Source organism: Dactylosporangium sp. NPDC048998 (genome assembly GCF_043197855.1).
Taxonomy (GTDB): Bacteria; Actinomycetota; Actinomycetes; order Mycobacteriales; family Micromonosporaceae; genus Dactylosporangium.
The window spans coordinates 313,487-329,491 of the sequence record NZ_JBICTV010000002.1 but is presented as its reverse complement, the minus strand read 5'-3'; the positions used below and the strand labels follow the sequence as shown (position 1 = coordinate 329,491).

General features: G+C 67.7%; 14 protein-coding genes and 2 tRNA genes. 12 read left to right on the top strand and 4 right to left on the bottom strand.

Annotation, left to right across the window (positions count from 1 at the left end):
- Positions 1–6 precede the first annotated feature (6 nt).
- From ACGFI8_RS05480 to ACGFI8_RS05460, 5 genes are all read left to right on the top strand, one after another.
- A complete protein-coding gene (locus ACGFI8_RS05480; protein ID WP_392800367.1) occupies positions 7–939 on the top strand; it encodes a UTP--glucose-1-phosphate uridylyltransferase in 933 nt (310 codons plus the stop codon).
- Complete coding sequence (gene glp, locus ACGFI8_RS05475) at positions 936–2,222, top strand: gephyrin-like molybdotransferase Glp (RefSeq protein WP_392800365.1); 1,287 nt, start codon at positions 936–938, stop codon at positions 2,220–2,222. Before ACGFI8_RS05480 ends, glp begins: the two co-directional genes overlap by 4 nt.
- Entirely contained in the window at positions 2,219–2,836 is a 618-nt protein-coding gene (locus ACGFI8_RS05470) for a GNAT family N-acetyltransferase (protein WP_392800362.1), read from the top strand. The genes glp and ACGFI8_RS05470 overlap by 4 nt, the downstream gene beginning before the upstream one ends.
- A gap of 206 nt (positions 2,837–3,042) precedes the next feature.
- Positions 3,043–3,720 (top strand): hypothetical protein, encoded by a 678-nt coding sequence (locus ACGFI8_RS05465; RefSeq protein ID WP_392800360.1) that lies wholly within the window; start codon positions 3,043–3,045, stop codon positions 3,718–3,720.
- A gap of 65 nt (positions 3,721–3,785) precedes the next feature.
- Positions 3,786–3,859 (top strand) — tRNA-Ala (locus ACGFI8_RS05460).
- A 57-nt stretch (positions 3,860–3,916) separates the two neighbouring features.
- Here the strand turns inward: ACGFI8_RS05460 and ACGFI8_RS05455 are convergent.
- Entirely contained in the window at positions 3,917–4,396 is a 480-nt protein-coding gene (locus ACGFI8_RS05455; RefSeq protein ID WP_392800357.1) for a hypothetical protein, read from the bottom strand.
- 717 nt (positions 4,397–5,113) lie between these two features.
- Between ACGFI8_RS05455 and ACGFI8_RS05450 the strand changes: the two genes are divergently transcribed.
- Positions 5,114–5,566 (top strand): hypothetical protein, encoded by a 453-nt coding sequence (locus tag ACGFI8_RS05450; RefSeq protein ID WP_392800355.1) that lies wholly within the window; start codon positions 5,114–5,116, stop codon positions 5,564–5,566.
- A gap of 1,212 nt (positions 5,567–6,778) precedes the next feature.
- Complete coding sequence (locus ACGFI8_RS05445) at positions 6,779–7,492, top strand: hypothetical protein (protein ID WP_392800353.1); 714 nt, start codon at positions 6,779–6,781, stop codon at positions 7,490–7,492.
- A 273-nt stretch (positions 7,493–7,765) separates the two neighbouring features.
- On the opposite strand, the gene ACGFI8_RS05440 is transcribed toward ACGFI8_RS05445, so the two are convergent.
- Complete coding sequence (locus ACGFI8_RS05440) at positions 7,766–9,202, bottom strand: hypothetical protein (RefSeq protein ID WP_392800350.1); 1,437 nt, start codon at positions 9,200–9,202, stop codon at positions 7,766–7,768.
- 268 nt (positions 9,203–9,470) lie between these two features.
- Between ACGFI8_RS05440 and ACGFI8_RS05435 the strand changes: the two genes are divergently transcribed.
- From ACGFI8_RS05435 to ACGFI8_RS05425, 3 genes are all read left to right on the top strand, one after another.
- Positions 9,471–9,632: transfer RNA gene (locus ACGFI8_RS05435), tRNA-Ser, on the top strand.
- Positions 9,633–9,989: 357 nt separating this feature from the next.
- Positions 9,990–10,577: an ArsR/SmtB family transcription factor gene (locus ACGFI8_RS05430; protein ID WP_392800347.1), complete on the top strand. Its 588-nt coding sequence runs from the start codon at positions 9,990–9,992 to the stop codon at positions 10,575–10,577.
- Between the two features lie 61 nt (positions 10,578–10,638).
- Positions 10,639–11,859 carry an MFS transporter gene (locus ACGFI8_RS05425; protein WP_392800344.1) on the top strand — a complete coding sequence of 407 codons (1,221 nt, stop codon included), beginning with the start codon at positions 10,639–10,641 and terminating at the stop codon, positions 11,857–11,859.
- A 25-nt stretch (positions 11,860–11,884) separates the two neighbouring features.
- Here the strand turns inward: ACGFI8_RS05425 and ACGFI8_RS05420 are convergent, their stop codons facing one another.
- Complete coding sequence (locus ACGFI8_RS05420) at positions 11,885–13,324, bottom strand: catalase (protein WP_392800341.1); 1,440 nt, start codon at positions 13,322–13,324, stop codon at positions 11,885–11,887.
- A 118-nt stretch (positions 13,325–13,442) separates the two neighbouring features.
- Here ACGFI8_RS05420 and ACGFI8_RS05415 point away from each other — a divergent pair, with 118 nt between their 5' ends.
- Both ACGFI8_RS05415 and ACGFI8_RS05410 read left to right on the top strand, forming a co-directional pair.
- Positions 13,443–14,477: a GlxA family transcriptional regulator gene (locus tag ACGFI8_RS05415; RefSeq protein ID WP_392800338.1), complete on the top strand. Its 1,035-nt coding sequence runs from the start codon at positions 13,443–13,445 to the stop codon at positions 14,475–14,477.
- Between the two features lie 140 nt (positions 14,478–14,617).
- On the top strand, positions 14,618–15,256 hold the full coding sequence (locus ACGFI8_RS05410) for an HD domain-containing protein (protein WP_392800335.1): 639 nt from the start codon (positions 14,618–14,620) through the stop codon (positions 15,254–15,256).
- A 25-nt stretch (positions 15,257–15,281) separates the two neighbouring features.
- On the opposite strand, the gene ACGFI8_RS05405 is transcribed toward ACGFI8_RS05410, so the two are convergent.
- Complete coding sequence (locus ACGFI8_RS05405; RefSeq protein ID WP_392800333.1) at positions 15,282–16,004, bottom strand: hypothetical protein; 723 nt, start codon at positions 16,002–16,004, stop codon at positions 15,282–15,284.
- Position 16,005: the final 1 nt, after the last annotated feature.

The following is a 16,005-nucleotide window of genomic DNA, read 5'->3' as shown; positions in this document are numbered from 1 at the left end:
TTCTACATGCCTGACACGACTCCTCACCAGTCCGCGACGCGCCAGCGGGCGGTCAAAGCCGTGATCCCGGCGGCGGGACTTGCCACCCGCTTCCTCCCGGCGACGAAGGCCGTACCCAAGGAGCTGCTCCCGGTGGTCGACCGGCCGGTGCTGCAGTACATCGTCGAGGAGGCGGCCGCCTCCGGCATCAGGGACATCCTCCTGGTGACCGGGCGCGGCAAGACCTCCATGGTCGATCACTTCGACCGCCGCCCCGACCTGGAGGCACGGCTCGCCGAGAAGGGCGACGCCAAGCGCCTCGAGGCGATCAAGCGCCCGTCCGAGCTGGCCGAAATTTACACCTGCCGGCAGGGTGAGCCGCTCGGGCTGGGGCATGCCGTTTCGTACGGCGAGTCGCACGTTGGCAACGAGGCCTTCGCGGTGCTGCTCGGCGACGAGTTCGTCGACGAGGCCGAGCCGCTGCTCCCGGCGATGCTCGACCTGCAGGCGCAGACGGGCGGCATCGTCCTGGCATTCATCGAGGTCGACCCCGAGGAGACCAACCGCTACGGCATCGCCGCCGTCGAACCCTCCGACCACAAAGTCGAGGCCGGCGAGACGGTGAAGGTCACCGCGCTGGTCGAGAAGCCCAAGCCCGAGGAGGCGCCGAGCAACCTCGCCATCGTCGGGCGATACGTGCTGCCCCCCGAGATCTTCGACGCGATCCGCCGCATCGGCCCCGGCGCCGGCGGGGAGATCCAGCTCACCGACGCGATGGCGCTGCTGCTCGCGGAGGGGACCCCCGTGCACGGCATCGTCTACCGGGGCACCCGGTACGACACCGGCATGCCGCTGGGGTATCTGCAGACGGTCGTCCAGCTCGCGGTGAAGCGCGACGACCTCGGCAAGGCGTTCAGCCAGTGGCTGACCCAGTTCGTGGAGAAGGACATGCGCGGGTGACAGCGGTTCCAGCGACGGGCTCACACCACGACGCGGCGCGCGACGCCGGCGTCGGGTCGAACGCGCGCGTCCCCCTCGCCGACTACCTCGCCGGCGTGCTCCGTGGGCTGCGCCCGTTGCCCCCGCTGGACCTGGAGATCACCGCCGCGCACGGCAACGTGCTCGCCGAGGACGTGGTCGGGCCGGGCCCCGTGCCCGCGTTCGACCACGCCGCGATCGACGGGTACGCGGCGCGCTTCGACGACATCACCGACGCCCAGCCGGGCCGCCCGGTCCGGCTGAGCGTCGTCGGCGACCTGGTGGCCTCGAGCTGGCGCCCGGTCCGCCTCACCCCCGGCACATGCTTCTCGGTCGCCGCCGGGGCGCTCATGCCGGTCTCCGCCGACGTCGTCGTGCCGCCCGGCATGACCGACCAGGGGATGGCCGCGGTCGAGGTGTACCACCCGACCAAGCGCGGCCACGGCGTGCGCCGCGCCGGCGACGAGCTGCCCGCGGGCGCCGTCCTGGCCCGCGCCGGGGCCTACGTCACCCCGCCGCTGGTCTCGGTCCTCGCCGCCAGCGGCATCGGCCACGTCGTGGTCCGCCCCAGCCCTCGCGTCGTGGTCATCGCCACCGGCGACGAACTCGTCGACGTCGGCCGGGCCAGCCAGCCGGGCCAGGTCGTCGACGCCAACTCCCACGCCCTCACCGCCGCGGCGGCCGAGGCGGGCGCCCACGCATACCGCGTCGGCATCTGCGACGACGACCCCGAGGGCCTGCGCGGCCTGCTCGACGACCAGTTGCTGCGCGCCGACCTGATCATCACCACCGGCGGGACCGGCACCGGCCCCGGCGACATGGTCCGCCGCATCCTCTCGCGCACGGTCGTGTTCTCCGACCTCTCGGTGTACCCGTGCTCGTCCCTCGGCTACGGCAACGTCGGCGGCCCCAACGGCGTGCCGATCGTCTGCCTGCCCGGCGACCCCGGCGCCGCGCTCATCGGCTTCGAGGTGCTCGCCCGCCCGGTCATCCAGCTGCTCGCCGGCGCCGACCCGGTCTTCCGCCCGAGCGTCCGCGCCCACCTGCTGGAAACCGTCAACTCGCCCTCCGGGATGCGCGAGTTCCGGCCGGCGTACATCACGGAACGCCGCGGCGGCGGGTACACTGTCGCTCCGCTGGCCGGTGGCCCGTACACCCTCTCCGGTCTTGCCGAGGCCAACGGCCTGATGGTGCTTGGCGAGAAGGTCATCAGCGCGGCCGCAGGCTCCACCGTGGACGTCATACTCTTGGATAGGCGGCGATGAGTCAGCCAGGATGGCCCGCAGTCCTCAGCGACGGTCCGGTCATGTTGCGCCCGTACCGCCGCTCCGACGCGCGCGCCTGGTCCGAGGTGCGGCGGGCCAACGAGCAGTGGCTCGGCAAGTGGGAGCCGACCCCGTACGGGACCTGGTATGAGCTCAACTCCGTGGCCGCCTTTCGCGCCGTGCACGCCGACCTGCGCCGCGCCGCCCGCCGCGGCACCGCGATGCCCTTCGCGGTCTGCTACGCCGACCAGCTCGTCGGGCAGCTCACGCTGGGCAACATCGTGCGGCGGGCGTTCTGCTCCGGGTACGCCGGATACTGGGTCGACTCCCGATTCGCCGGCAAGGGCATCATTCCCACCGCCCTCGCGCTGGTGGTCGACCACGCGTTCAGCGTCGGCGGGCTGCACCGGATCGAGGTGAACATCCGCCCCGACAACCTGGCGAGCCGCCGGGTCGTCGAGAAGCTGGGGTTCCGCCAGGAGGCCTACCACCACCGGTACCTCCACATCGACGGCGACTGGCGCGACCACCTCGGCTACGCCATGACCACGGAGGACCTGGCGAACGAGCGCGGCCTGCTGGAACGCTGGCACAAGTCCTCGGCCAACGCCTAATCCGGGCGGGTTCCCCCGTCGGCCGATTTCTCCGACATTTCGGCTATGTCGAGCCCGCGCGAACGGGCGTTTCGTCCTGCGTGTTGACGTGGTAAAACGCGCCGCGCGACGTATGGTCATGAGTCGGAGTTACCGCGTTGTAACTTCCACAGACTTGGATGACTCGCGCGCCCGGCGGACCGGCGCGAGAGGCTGGATTAGGAGGGGTGAGGGTGCCGACCTCGGTGCTCCTCGCCGTCCTTGCCGCTGCTGGGCTCCTCGCCCTGGCGCCCGCACTGGTGCGCCGATACGACGCTACAGAGCGGCTGGTGGCGGAGCGGGCGTTGTCGACCGCGCGGGTGCTGTCCCGCGCGGACCGGCGCCGTCGCACCGTGCCCGGCCGCCGCCCGGTCAACCCGCCCCGCCTGCTGGTGCCGCGGGTCTCGTCCGCCCCCGGCCCGCTGCCGCCGCCGCGCCGCTCCCTGACCCCGGTACCTCCGTCGGCCCGCCGCCGGGTCCACCGCGCCCCGCGCGCGATGTACCGGCGCCGCCGGGTGCTGCTCGCGCTGGTCCTGCTCAACATGGTCGAGCTGTGCGGCGTCACGCTCGTCAGTCCCGGCTTCTGGGTGGGCTTCGCGGTCACCGGCCTGCTCCTCGTCGCCTACCTGGCGCACCTGCGCAACCGCGCCCTGCGCGACCGCCGGCGCCGCCGCGACGAGGCGCGGTACGCGGCGTGGATCGCCCGCCGCCAGGCCCAGGTCCGCCGCGAACAGCTCCGCCGCGCCGCGGCGCGGCGCGAGGCTCTGGCACGCCAACTGGCCGAACGCGACCGAGCCCGCCGCGAGGCGGCGCGCATATCGGCCCTGCGTGGCCGCCCTTACGACACACGAGCGTCGGGCCAGTGATCTGATTCGCGCACCCGACAACGGACCTGTTACTCTTAGCGCCGGTCCGCTTCGGCAGACCGGTTGGGGTTGTGGCGCAGTCTGGTAGCGCACCTCGTTCGCATCGAGGGGGTCAGGGGTTCGAGTCCCCTCAACTCCACAGGCAAAACAGCACGTCAGAAGCCCCGGCCGCAAGAGCGGCCGGGGCTTCTATCCGTTACGTGTCCGAATTTGGGAGTCGGTTGGGAGCGGCGCGGTGGAGCACTGCTCGTCTTGACCGCCCGAAGGGCACGAGAAGCCCGTCGAGCACTCCCACCGCAGACCGTGGCGACAGCGCCGCTCGCGCGGCCAGCGACGCCTCCCACATGGCCTGAAGCGCAGCCACCAGAGCGGCGCGCATGGTGGCGCTCACGTGGCCGTAGACACCCCGCATGCCGGGAACCTCGTGACCCATCCGTTCGGATTGCAGCACGTAGGGAATCGCTGCCTCATCCATCCACGTCTCATGGCCATGGCGCAGGTGCGGCGTGAGACCGGGCAGCACCGGCAGCCAGGATGCCAACGGCACGTCCGCGTTGATCCGTGGTCGCCCCCGCCCGGTTGGCGGCTCGTAGGTTGGTTCTCCCAGCAGCGCCGCGGGCCACGGCGGAAGTGGCATGCCGGGCATCGCGCCGGCAACGTCGACCAGGACGGGCATCCTCGGTCGAGGAGTACGGCCCGCCCTGGCCGGATGCCACCCGTCTGCCGCTGGTCGAATGACACGCTCGCTGTAGTTCGATCGCCGGAAGTGACCACCTCTCGGGTTTACCCGCACCCCCGGCCCCGATCTGGCCCCACGCGCGCCAGCGGTGGTGTCCGAGCGCGCCACGCCAGTAGCCCGACACGGGCTGAGAGAGGTGGCGCATGCCCGGGACGACCTCTTCGGTGTGAATAACGTCCGTCGATCTTGGCGGCCTGCGCGAACCGCGTTGTTGCTGCTCACGGTCGTTCTGATGCTGGGTCTGACGGGGTGTCGATGGGCCTGGGCTGCAAGATCGTCCCCAGGAATTCTCCTGCTATTGGTACTTGGCCGAATTGGTCGTCATCACCGGGTCGGGCGACCGTACGCCGCCTCAGCGTCTTCCCGGAGCGCCGGGTCCAGGGCGGGATGCCCTGGCCGCCGGAGGCGCACTGCCCGGCGTGCAGGGCCGGAGGCCCTAGCCGCCGGAGGCAGGAAGAGTATGCGCACCGCCGACAATGACCCCACGACAAACCGGGCCGTCGCATGCAGCCTCGAAGGGTGGCGGGCTGCTATACCTGAAGACCAACCGGTAGTATCAAGCGTCGAACTTCTGAAAGTTCGTTGGCATGCACTTCGCACCCGACAGAGGCAGCGGACGTCGTCATATCAAAGGCCAGGCTTAAGCGAGGTGCGATGCTGAAAGAGGTGACCGAAGCAGTCCGCGGTCGGCAGACGATAAATCCCCGAACGGTTCTCGGTTTCTATGCAACCGTTCTAGGTTTGCTACTCGCGGCCGTCGTCTCCGGCTCTGCGGTACTTGCGTCGACCAAAACCGCTACATGGCTAATACCGTGGCTCATTCTCTTTGCTGCAGTTATGTTCGTAGCTTTGATTGCGGGGGTTTTCGTGATCACGCTGATCGATCCTTCAAAGCTGATGTTGACGCAGATCTCGGGCACTGAGTACGCAACAATTCGCAAGATTACGCTCGGAAGCAGTGAGAGTGAGCGAACAGAGTTGATCGCGATACGCCCCTTGGGTGCCACCACTCTAGATGCTTCCTCACCGGAGACGCTAATCGACACAGGTAGTACCCAGGCTATCGTCGAGTCGTTTGGAGACGACCGGGGAGACCGCCGTGAGTGACGACGACGAATTCTACTTGATCATAGCCGACAGAATCGATGACACCCAGCGACGGCTAATACATCACGCTATCAAGACCAACACCGACGAGTGGTGGCATGAGTTTCTAGATGCGTGGATAGTAAAGGGAAAGAATACTCGGGAATGGTCTGAAATTCTGGGGCCGTTTGTCCCGGTAGCCCCCTCACAACTCCTGATTCTGGGATTGCCAGCATTAGAGGACCGTATCTACGGTCTAATCACTACCGATCCCAAAAAAAGGGCCGCTTGGCTACGACGGGTATACCACCAGTCCGAACCGCCGAACGCACTTCCGGCCACAGACTAGACGGAGGTTCGCAGTAATTCCGGCCTAAGACTAGAGGCCGCCCCGGGCTTGTCAGGCCGACTTGTCCGGGGCTTCGTAGTGTCCGGCCGAGGGCGCGCGTACGCCGGGGGCCGCCGCGCCGTGAGTGAAGCGGCAAGGCGCGGTGAGTCCCCGAGCGGGCGCGCAGCGGCCGAAGGCCGCCTTGAAGACGCATGGATAGTTTGCGCCCGGAATAGGGGGACCGAGGCTGCCCCCAAATGCGGAAGCGTCGCACAGGGCACTGCTTCGGTGAACGCCCCAGCGCGTGGAAACCCCGGGTCGAGGTAGCGCCGCCCGTCCGTCGACAGATAGGCGTCACCCGGGGGCAAGCTAAGGGCCGACAGGCGGTGCCAGCCCACGGGTACGTAGGCATGATCACGCCACCGGCGCGCCACCGAACCGATATGAGCAAGGTCCGCAAGGGTTTTCCTGCACGTCAACGGGCCAACCCTCGCCGCGATCTTCACGCTCTCCGGAGGCCGGATGCCTGACGCTGAAGCGAAGCGATCAACCGACTTCCCGCCGCCCGACGCGCCAACCACGTCAGTAGCCCGACATGGGCTGAGAGAGGGGGCGAGCCGCATGCCGAGGACGGCCTTTTCGGTGTGAACTGTCGGCGAGGCGGTCTGTTGAGGTGTTAGTCGAAGTCAGGCGGCGTGCGACGAGTGCGCGCGGGTCGGTCCGGTAGGTGCGGCTGCTGCACTTCTCTGCTGTACTCCCAGCCGCCAACTCCGTCGTACCCAGTCGTCCGCGTCCCGCAGCATGGCCTTCCTCTTGCTCTGACGGCCGCGCGGCAGCCTAGTGGCGTTGGGTCTTGCGGCCCAACTGTACTGTGGGCGAGCTTGGGTGACGCATCGAGGAGTCCCATGATTCAACCTGACTACTGGTCCACCAGCGCGCAGACGATGCCCGTCATTGCATTGGCCATAGTTGTCGAGGCCCGTGCGGTTATGGCTCGATGGACTCCGGGTGAAAATCGGTGGTATAAGGCTTTCCAGGGATTGATCTGGAGCGTTCCTCTGCTCGGCTATGCGTTTGCTGTGCCTGCATGTTTTCGGGCATTGGCCGGGCGGGCTGTTTGGCAGGGCTGGGACGAGGTAATCGATTTTTCGATATCAGCTGGACTTAGTGCACTTCTCTTTAGTGCGTTCGCAGAATTTGTGCTTCGTTCGTACGCGCGTGCATTCGTTACGCTCGTAATTGCGGCAAGATCACGTGAGGATTTGGTCTACCGCTGGAAATCCATTCGAATGCTCGGGAGGGTGCGTCGGAGGATTGCGTTTCTCGATCGCAGTCTAACAAGCAATGAGCGTACCCTCGACTCTCAGGTGGAGCGGATCATGCGTCTGGGGCATCCAGAGTGCCCTGCGTGCAGTTCGCTACTCGCGGGCATTGGCGATACGCGTCGACGTATTCACGAGCACAGGGCTGAAGTCGTGGAGCTAGTGTCGGAAATTGAAACTCTCCGTCATCATGTTGCGGAGAACCAAGAGCGGTACGCCGAACGCGTGTCTCGGATGGAGATTGAATTCGAGGCGATGCTTGCGCAGAATGGTTTAGCTCCCCCCTCCGGCGGCTAGCCTCACACTGCGGCGGTGCCCTCAGCCGCGAGCCACCTTCGCCTTTTGAGCGGACGTCGCCGAGGGCGGTTCGGACGGACACTCGGCTCCCTGGGACTTCGTCAACGAGGCGGACGCTCGGAGCGTGGTCGCACGACCGGCGGCAACTTGAGCATGTAACCCGTCTGTCGTCACGTCGATGGCGGAACTACTGAGCGCTCGCTCTTGCACAACGGAAGGCCCCCGACCAAGGAAAACTCTTGGCGGGGGCCTTTGTCGTGCACGCTATCAACTCTAATTCTTAAGCAGGCCGATGGCTTTCCCGTAGTTCCCGAGTTTTGTAAGCACATAGTTTGCGATGTCCGCACGACCAGCTTTGGTCCGCCACATCACTTCAATTCGAATCGGCCCGCCATCATTCGGTTCGCAGTAGATATCGCTATTGAACTTCAACGCAGTGCCAAGGCCGCGCTCAGTTTCAAAGCCGTTCACAAGCTCAACCTCGACTAGCCCCTTTCCGATAGCCCGATTGAGGAGCCCATCATTGTCGCGGGCAATCTGCGCCAAGTTCTTGAACGCCGCTTGCGTGTTGTCGCCAGCCTTTCCTCCCACACGGCGCGTTCCGAGGGACTTGCCAGAAATCAGCAAGCCGAGTTCACTGGACCTCAGTCGATCGGCGGCCCTGCTATCCGCGCTGGTTGACATATTCAGACCTTTCATCAACTGATGAAGCTCTGGCCCGCCATATTCTCGCGCAATCGCAAGGGCAGCAAGCATGTCGAGATACACAATCCGAGCGTCGAGTACAGTGCCCAGAATGCCTAGCTGGTCTGGGTAGTTCTTAAGGTCGGCGACCACGTTCGCGCCTGTTGAAGTCATCAAACGATCGATATCGGCGGCGGCGAAACCGCCGCGCGTTAGCGCCGCGACGTCCCCTTCAGGCTCGTTGCCAGCGATGACGAGAGTCCACAGCCGGAACCGCTCCGCCCGGAGGAGCTTCTTCACCCGCGCACTGTTAGCCACCAAGTCCTTACGAATCAGCGCGAGGTAATTGCCGATTGTTTCTGCCTTTGCAGCCAATTCGACTGCCCGCTCATCGGAGATTCCCAGTGCAGCCAGTGAGGCACCTTCGTTGAGGGCCGTGATCGTCCGCTCGGCAATCAGGACAAAGTCACTCTTGGCTGGACCCGAAAAGGTTACGAAGGGCTCATCGACGCCGAGGAGCGACTCACCGCCGAGCTTCTTGGCGAAGTCGACCAACATTTTAGTCAGATCGTCAGTGTTCGTAGGCCAAACGACCAACGTGTTGATGCCAGAAGGCGAGCGTACGAAAGCATTGATGGAGTGCATTGCTGCTTCCATCGCGGTCGCAGAAACCTCCCCAAGCGCCTCGCGGCCCTCCAGTACGATGATTCGCGGGCTCGTGGACCGACCAATCTGTGCTAGTGCGGTCGAAACGTCGTCCGACGAAGGGATTGGCTCCGTGACCACGCCACTTCGGAACAGCCCGACGGTATCCAGGAACGTGGACTTGCCAGCCCCGGTTTCCCCTCGCAGGATCATGAGTGCGCCTCGACGGGCGGCCTGCATGTCGGCGAACCGGAGGTCGATGCTGTCAAGCGCATCCTCCACCGGCACGATGATGGTCCGCAGGGTGCCGCTGCCGGCCTCTCGCAGCCCTTCGAACCGGTCTGGCACGTTTAGGTCGACCTGCGGTTGGGGAGTCGTCACGGCGCGATTATCGCAGCACACCAGATCTGGCACGACAAGCCACGCGACAGGTTGCCAAGATCTAGCTGGAAGCCTGACAGCCGGATCTAGCTGCCCGCCGGCCTGGTCTCAGGTGTGGTCTCGTTCGCTGGCGTCCGGGCGCGTCCGGTGCGGCCGGCGCCCGCAGCCCACGGCCTGTCCTGACCCCTGCTGAACGTACGGGCACAGGCTTGGGGCGCGTGCTGGCGATCGTTACCAACCCAGCGCCCCCACCGATGGAGTGGGAGCGGGAGTGGGAGTGGCCAGCTAACCCCAGCCGATGTCAGATGCGCCCAACTGCCGCGAGAGCATGCCCCTGGGCAGTGCTTTTGCCTCATCGCACATGAATGTGTCGCGCCGAGCCTTGTTCGCATCGAGGGGGTCAGGGGTTCGAGTCCCCTCAACTCCACCAATGGGCGCAGTCTGTTCACAGGCTGCGCCTGTTCGCCGTTGTGGTGGAGTTGGTTCTTCCCGCTCGCTTCGCTCGCTCCGGGCGGGGGGTTCCCACCCCGCACCCCCCATGCCTCGCTTCGCTTCGGCACTGGCTGCGCTTCGCTCGCCAGAGCGCCACGTGCTTGGCGGCGTTGGTGTGCTCTGCGCCGACGCTGGGCGGACCACCACCTTGGTCGCCGTCGGGCTCGCGTCACGTCCCGGCCCCTCGCCGCCGCGCCGCGCCGGGTGTGGGCGGGTGTGGCTGGGTGTGGCTCGCGGTCGTGGGGGGTTCGCGGGCCGGCGGGGCATCTCGGTGGCGGCGAAATACGCTGTGGGCGTGGGTGACGAGACTGCTCCGCGGCTGGATCCGCGGCGGGCGACGGTGCGGGACGCCAAGACGATGCGGGCGTTGTCGCACCCGGCGCGCATCGCGATCATCGAGCGGTTGTTCACCGGGGAGACGGCGACCGCGACCGAGTTGGCCGAGGTGTGCGGGTTGTCGCCCAGCGCGACCAGCTACCACCTGCGGGCCCTCGCCAAGGTTGGTTTGATCGAAGAGGCACCCAGCCGCGGAGACGGGCGGGAGCGGGTCTGGCAGAGCCGCCACCGGGGGCTGCGGGTGGAGACCGGCCCGGAGTGGCAGGCGGCCGAGCGGGTGGCCAGCCGCGAACTGACCGAGATGTACATGGACCTGGAAGACGCGCGGGCCCGGTCCTGGCTGGACCGGCAGGACGACGAGCCCTACGAGTGGCACCTCGCCGCCACTTCCGCCGGCGTACAGCTCAACGTCACCGCCGAAGAGTTGCAGCAGCTCAACGACAGGGTGCTGGGCATCCTGGAGCCGTACGCCCGGCGCAACCGCACCGATGCCCCGCCGGAGGCCCGCTTTGTCGACGTGACGTACCGGGTGTTCCCGCGGGCCTGAGCACTTCCGAGCACGAATCGAGGGCTTGCGCCGGTGTGATGTGAAGGATTATTTTCGAAGTATGTACTTCACATCTGCCCGCGACGTCTACCTGCTCGCCGTGGCGCGCGGCGTGTCGTTCCTGGGGGACTTCATGGCAGCCACCGCGCTGCTGCTGGCCCTCCAGGAGCGCGGTGCCGGCGGTATCGCGATCGCCGCCGTGCTCATCGCCTCGGTGCTGCCGGTCGTCGCGCTCGCGCCGCTGGTCGGCAGGCTGGTCGACCGAGTCGACAGCCGGATCCTGCTCACCGTGGTCGGGCTAGGGCAGGCCGCCAGTTGCGCCGCGATGGCGCTCACCACGAACGTCTGGGTGCTCGTCGGGCTGGTCACGGTGCTCGCGTCCGGGGTGGCGATCACCACGCCAACGTTCAGCGCGCTCCTGCCGGAGATGGCCGGGCCGGACGGGATCGGGCGGGCGATGGCGATCGGGCAGACCGCGAACTCGGTGGGGTCGCTCGCAGGACCGGCGCTCGCTGGCGTCCTGGTCGGTGCGTTCGGGCTGCGGACCCCACTGCTCATCGACGCGGTCACCTACCTGGCCGTGGTCGCCGCAGGGCTGCTGCTCCGCACCAGGAGGCGGGTCTCGGCGCAGGAGCGGGCAGCCGCCCATAGCCGGGAATGGAAGATCCGCGACGACCGCATGCTGCTGGCGCTGACGGTCATGATCGGCGCCCTGGTGCTCACGGTGAACGTCGACATGGTCGTGGGCGTGTTCTTCATCCGCGATACGCTCGGCGGCAGCCCGGCCGAGTTCGGGTTCGTCGAGGGGGCGTGGACGGCGGGCATGCTGGCCGGAGGCTGGCTCGCCGCGGCGCGCGCCCGCACCGACGCCACGCTCGGCCGACTGCTGGTGGTGATGCACCTCGGCACCGGCCTCATCGTCCTGACGTCGGGCTTCGCGGCGATGGTGGTGATGTTGTATCCGCTGTGGCTGCTCGGCGGCGCGACCAACGGCGCGGAGAACAACTTCCTCGGCGTGATCGCGGCCCGGCGGGTGCCGGCGGCCCTGCGCGGGAAGTTCTTCGCCCGGTTCGGCGCGGTGATCAACGCGGCGAACCTCCTCGGCTACGCGGCCGGCGGCGTGCTGGTCGACCGCTTCGAGCCGCGCCACATCGTGATCGGCTGCGGCGCGGCCGGTGTGCTCGCCGTCGCCTTGTGCGCGCTGCCGCTGTGGCGCGCCGCCGCGGCGGAGGCCCCGGCCGGGGCCCCCGCTAGTGCCGCGTCAGCAGTTGCTTCGTCATGATTCCCAGCACCATCGCGGGTCGGGACTACAGCTTGGCCGCGATGCTCGCGCCCAGGTCGGCGTCGACGTTGGTCCAGTACTGGATGAACCGCTTGCGGATGCCCTCGTTGCGGATCTGGAGTGCCTGGCCGATGAGGGTGGCGATCATGCGTTCGCGGGCCTCGGAGCTGAAGACCTTGCGGTAGAGGGTGCCGGCCTGGCCGAAGTCGTCGTCGGCGGCGCGCAGGGTCGCGGCGGAGCGGAGCAGTTCGCCGTCGGACTCCCAGTTGCCGTTGCCGGCGGCGGCCGGATCGCCCACGGGGCCGTCGAAGGAATTCGGGGCGTAGACCGGTGCGGTGGCGGGCTTGAAGCCGTGCCGGCCCAGACCGTCCTGGCTGTACGAGCGTACCGGAGCGATGGGGGCATTCACCGGGATCTCGGCGTAGTTGGTTCCGACCCGGTAGCGCTGAGCGTCGGGGTAGGAGAAGACCCGGGCCATGAGCATCTTGTCGGGGCTGATGTCGATGCCGGGCACGGTGTTCGCCGGGGAGAACGCCGCCTGCTCGATCTGGGCGAAGAAGTTCTCGGGATTCTCGTTCAGGGTGTAGGTGCCGACCTTGATCAGCGGGTAGTCGGCGTGCGGCCAGACCTTGGTGACGTCGAACGGGTTGAACCGGTAGGTCTTCGCGTCCTCGTACGGCATCACCTGGACGTTGACGTCCCACGAAGGGAAGTCACCGCGCTCGATCGCCTCGTAGAGGTCACGGCGGTAGTGGTCCGCGTCGGCGCCGGCGAGGCGCTCTGCCTCGGTCTCGTCCATCTCGGCCGTGCCCTGCTGCGGCTTGAAGTGGTACTTGATCCAGAACCGGGCGCCCTCGGCGTTGATCCACTGGAAGGTGTGCGACCCGTACCCCGACATGGTGCGCCACGAGCGCGGGAGCCCGCGGTCACCCATCAGGTAGGTGACCTGGTGGGCAGACTCCGGCGAGAGCGTCCAGAAGTCCCACTGTATGTCGGCATCACGCAGACCGGAGCCCGGCAGCCGCTTCTGGGAGTGGATGAAGTCGGGGAACTTGATGCCGTCGCGGATGAAGAACACCGGGGTGTTGTTCCCGACGATGTCGTAGTTGCCCTCGCTCGTGTAGAACTTCAGGCTCCAGCCGCGGACGTCGCGCCAGGTGTCGGGCGAGCCCTGCTCACCGGCCACCGAGGAGAAACGCTGGAGAAGCCGGGTCCGGGTGCCGGGCTGGAAGAGCGCGGCACGCGTGTAGCGGCTGACGTCCTCGGTGACGACGAGCTCGCCGAACGCGCCGCCGCCCTTGGCGTGGACGATTCGCTCGGGGATTCGCTCCCGGCTGAACTGCGCCAGCTTCTCGACCAGATACCGGTCATGCAGGACGGTGGCGCCGTCCGCGCCGACGGTGAGGGAATGCGCGTCACTGGCGACCGGTGTGCCGGTCTGCGTGGTCGTGACGTTGTCGGTCATGGGGTCTCCTCCATCGTGAGGACCTTGAGCGTGGCGACCCGGCCACGGGTGATCCGACGCCCAGTTTTCTGGGAGCGAGGCAAGAACGGACCCGGCTGGCGAGCCATGGATCCCTCAGATGCGGACATACTCTTGGCTGCGGCGGGCGGCTGGCGAGCGGAGAGACGGGGCCTGTTCAGTGACGAAGGAGATCGCGTTCGTCGTCTTCGACGGCATGAAGATGCTCGACGTGGCCGGGCCCGCGGAGGTGTTCGCGGAGGCGAACCGCTTCGGCGCTAGCTACTCGCTTTCCTACGTCTCACCGTCCGGCACGCCGGTGACCACGTCGGTAGGGACGCGCTTGGAGGTCGGCGGTGCTGTCCAGAACCTCGGCACCGTCGACACCGCGGTCGTCTCGGGTGGCGACGTGCTGGTCACGCAGCCGATTCCCCGGTCGCTGGTCGAGGCGATCCAGTATCTCCACCCGCGGGTGCGCCGGTTGGTTTCGATCTGCACGGGATCGTTCGCGTTGGCCGCGGCCGGGGTCCTCTCCGCGCGCCGCGCCACTACCCACTGGCGGCACGCATCGCTGCTCGCGCGGGCCAATCCGGACGTCAGGGTCGAGCCGGACGCATTGTTCGTCGAGGACCGGGGCGTGTTCACCTCCGCCGGCGTCTCCGCGGGCATCGACCTGGCGCTCGCACTGGTGGAGAGGGACCATGGGCCAGACCTTGCCCGGGACGTGGCTCGCAGTCTCGTGATGTTCATGCAGCGGCCCGGCGGCCAGTCGCAGTTCTCCGCGCCCCTCAAGGTCCAGGCTCCGCGCACGCCGGTGCTCCGCGATGCCCTTGACCTGATCGCCGCGCATCCGGAACTCGACCACAGCGCTCAGTCGCTTGCCGCTCACGTCGGGGTCAGTCCACGTCATCTGGCCCGCCTTTTCGCGGCGGAGCTGGACACATCGCCCGCAAGGTTCGTCGAGCGGACTCGACTCGACCACGCGAAGGCGCTGCTTGACGCCGGGCACAGCGTGGCCGAGACGGCGCGGCTCGTAGGTTTCGGGAGCGCCGAGACGATGCGACGGCTGTTCGTCGCGCGGCTCGGAGTGTCACCGAGCCAGTACCGCGCCCGTTTCGCGACGACTTCCCCCAGGACCGAGTCGCAGGACTCGTAGGCCGGCGCCGGCGTCGCTCCGCGGAACTCGTCCGGATCTTTGCGATATCCGTCCCGGTCGGAGGGTCCGAAGGCCGGGCCGCACGGTCAGCCTTGTGGAAGGCCCCGGGCAACCGCCCGGGAACGAGCAAGGAGGACCCTGTGCCGGAGACGATCGGGACCGTTGAAGTTCCTGACACCGCACTCATTCGTGAAGCCACTGCTGTAGTGCGGGCGGCCGCCGACGACACGTTGTACGACCACTCTCGCCGGGTCTTCCTGTGGGGATCACTCAAGGCGCGGGCTCGAGGCCTGCAGGTCGATCCGGAGCTCGCGTACGTCGGCGGCATGTTCCACGACCTCGGCCTCACGACGACGTACCGCACCACCGACCAGCGCTTCGAGATCGACGGCGCCAACGCCGCCAAATCCTTCCTGCGCGACCACGGCCGCAGCGAACAGGAGGCCACCAACGTCTGGCTCGCCATCGCGCTGCACACCACCCCCGAGGTGCCCCTCCACCTCGCTCCGGAAGTCGCCGTCGTCACCCTCGGCGTCGAAACCGACGTCCTCGGCTTCGACCTGGACCAGATCAGCCCCGCCGACCGCGCCGCCGTGACCACCGCACACCCACGCCCCGACTTCAAGAACCGGATCCTCAAGCGCTTCTACGACGGTATGGCCGAGCGTCCCGACACCACCTTCGGCACCATGAACGACGACGTACTCGCGCACTTCGACCCCACCTTCAAACGCGAGAACTTCGTCGACGTCATCCAGAACAACGCCTGGCCCGAGTGATCCGGGCACGAGCGCGGGTGCTCGCCTAGATTTTGGTTCGGCGCAACAGTTCCAGGGCGTGTGGCGGGTCGTCGGCGTACAGCCGGATGCGGGAGATCCGGTGCCGGCCCGGTCGGCCGAGGTCCACTTCGGACGGTTCGGAGAGGAGCAGCAGGACGTTGGTCGTGCCGAGCACCGACACCGACAGCTCCTCGCCGTCGACCTCGACGGTGCGCCGATGGGAGCCGCGCAGCGCCCGCCGGGCGTCTTCAAGGTGCCGCAGCGGTACCTCGATGTCGTGGAACACCGCGAACCGCAGGCGCACGGCGTCGTCGGTGACCGTGTGCGGGCGCGACACCGTGGCGGCGAGGAACGCGGCGACCCAGAGCAGGCCGTACGCGCCGAGGATCAGCAGCGCCCAGCGCGCGGCGGGCCACGGCACCACCACCTCGACGACGAAGAGCTCGACCACCGAGACCGCGGTCATGCCGACGAGGAGGCCGCGCAGCCGGCCCCCGTAGGCGATGGCGGCGCGGGGGCGCCGGCCGCGTACGGCGTCGAACAGGGCGTGGTAGAGGCGCAGCTCCAGGCGTACGACTGCGGAGACGATCGGCGGCGGGCCGATCGTGGTCAGCACGAGCGCCGCCAGGACCGCCTCGGCGGCGAGCAGCGCGATGGCGGCCGTGCGCAGGTCGATCGCGTCCGTCGCGGCGAGCAGCGCGTCGGCCGCGGCGACGGCGAAGGGCAGCCAGCGCAACCATCGGCGCATT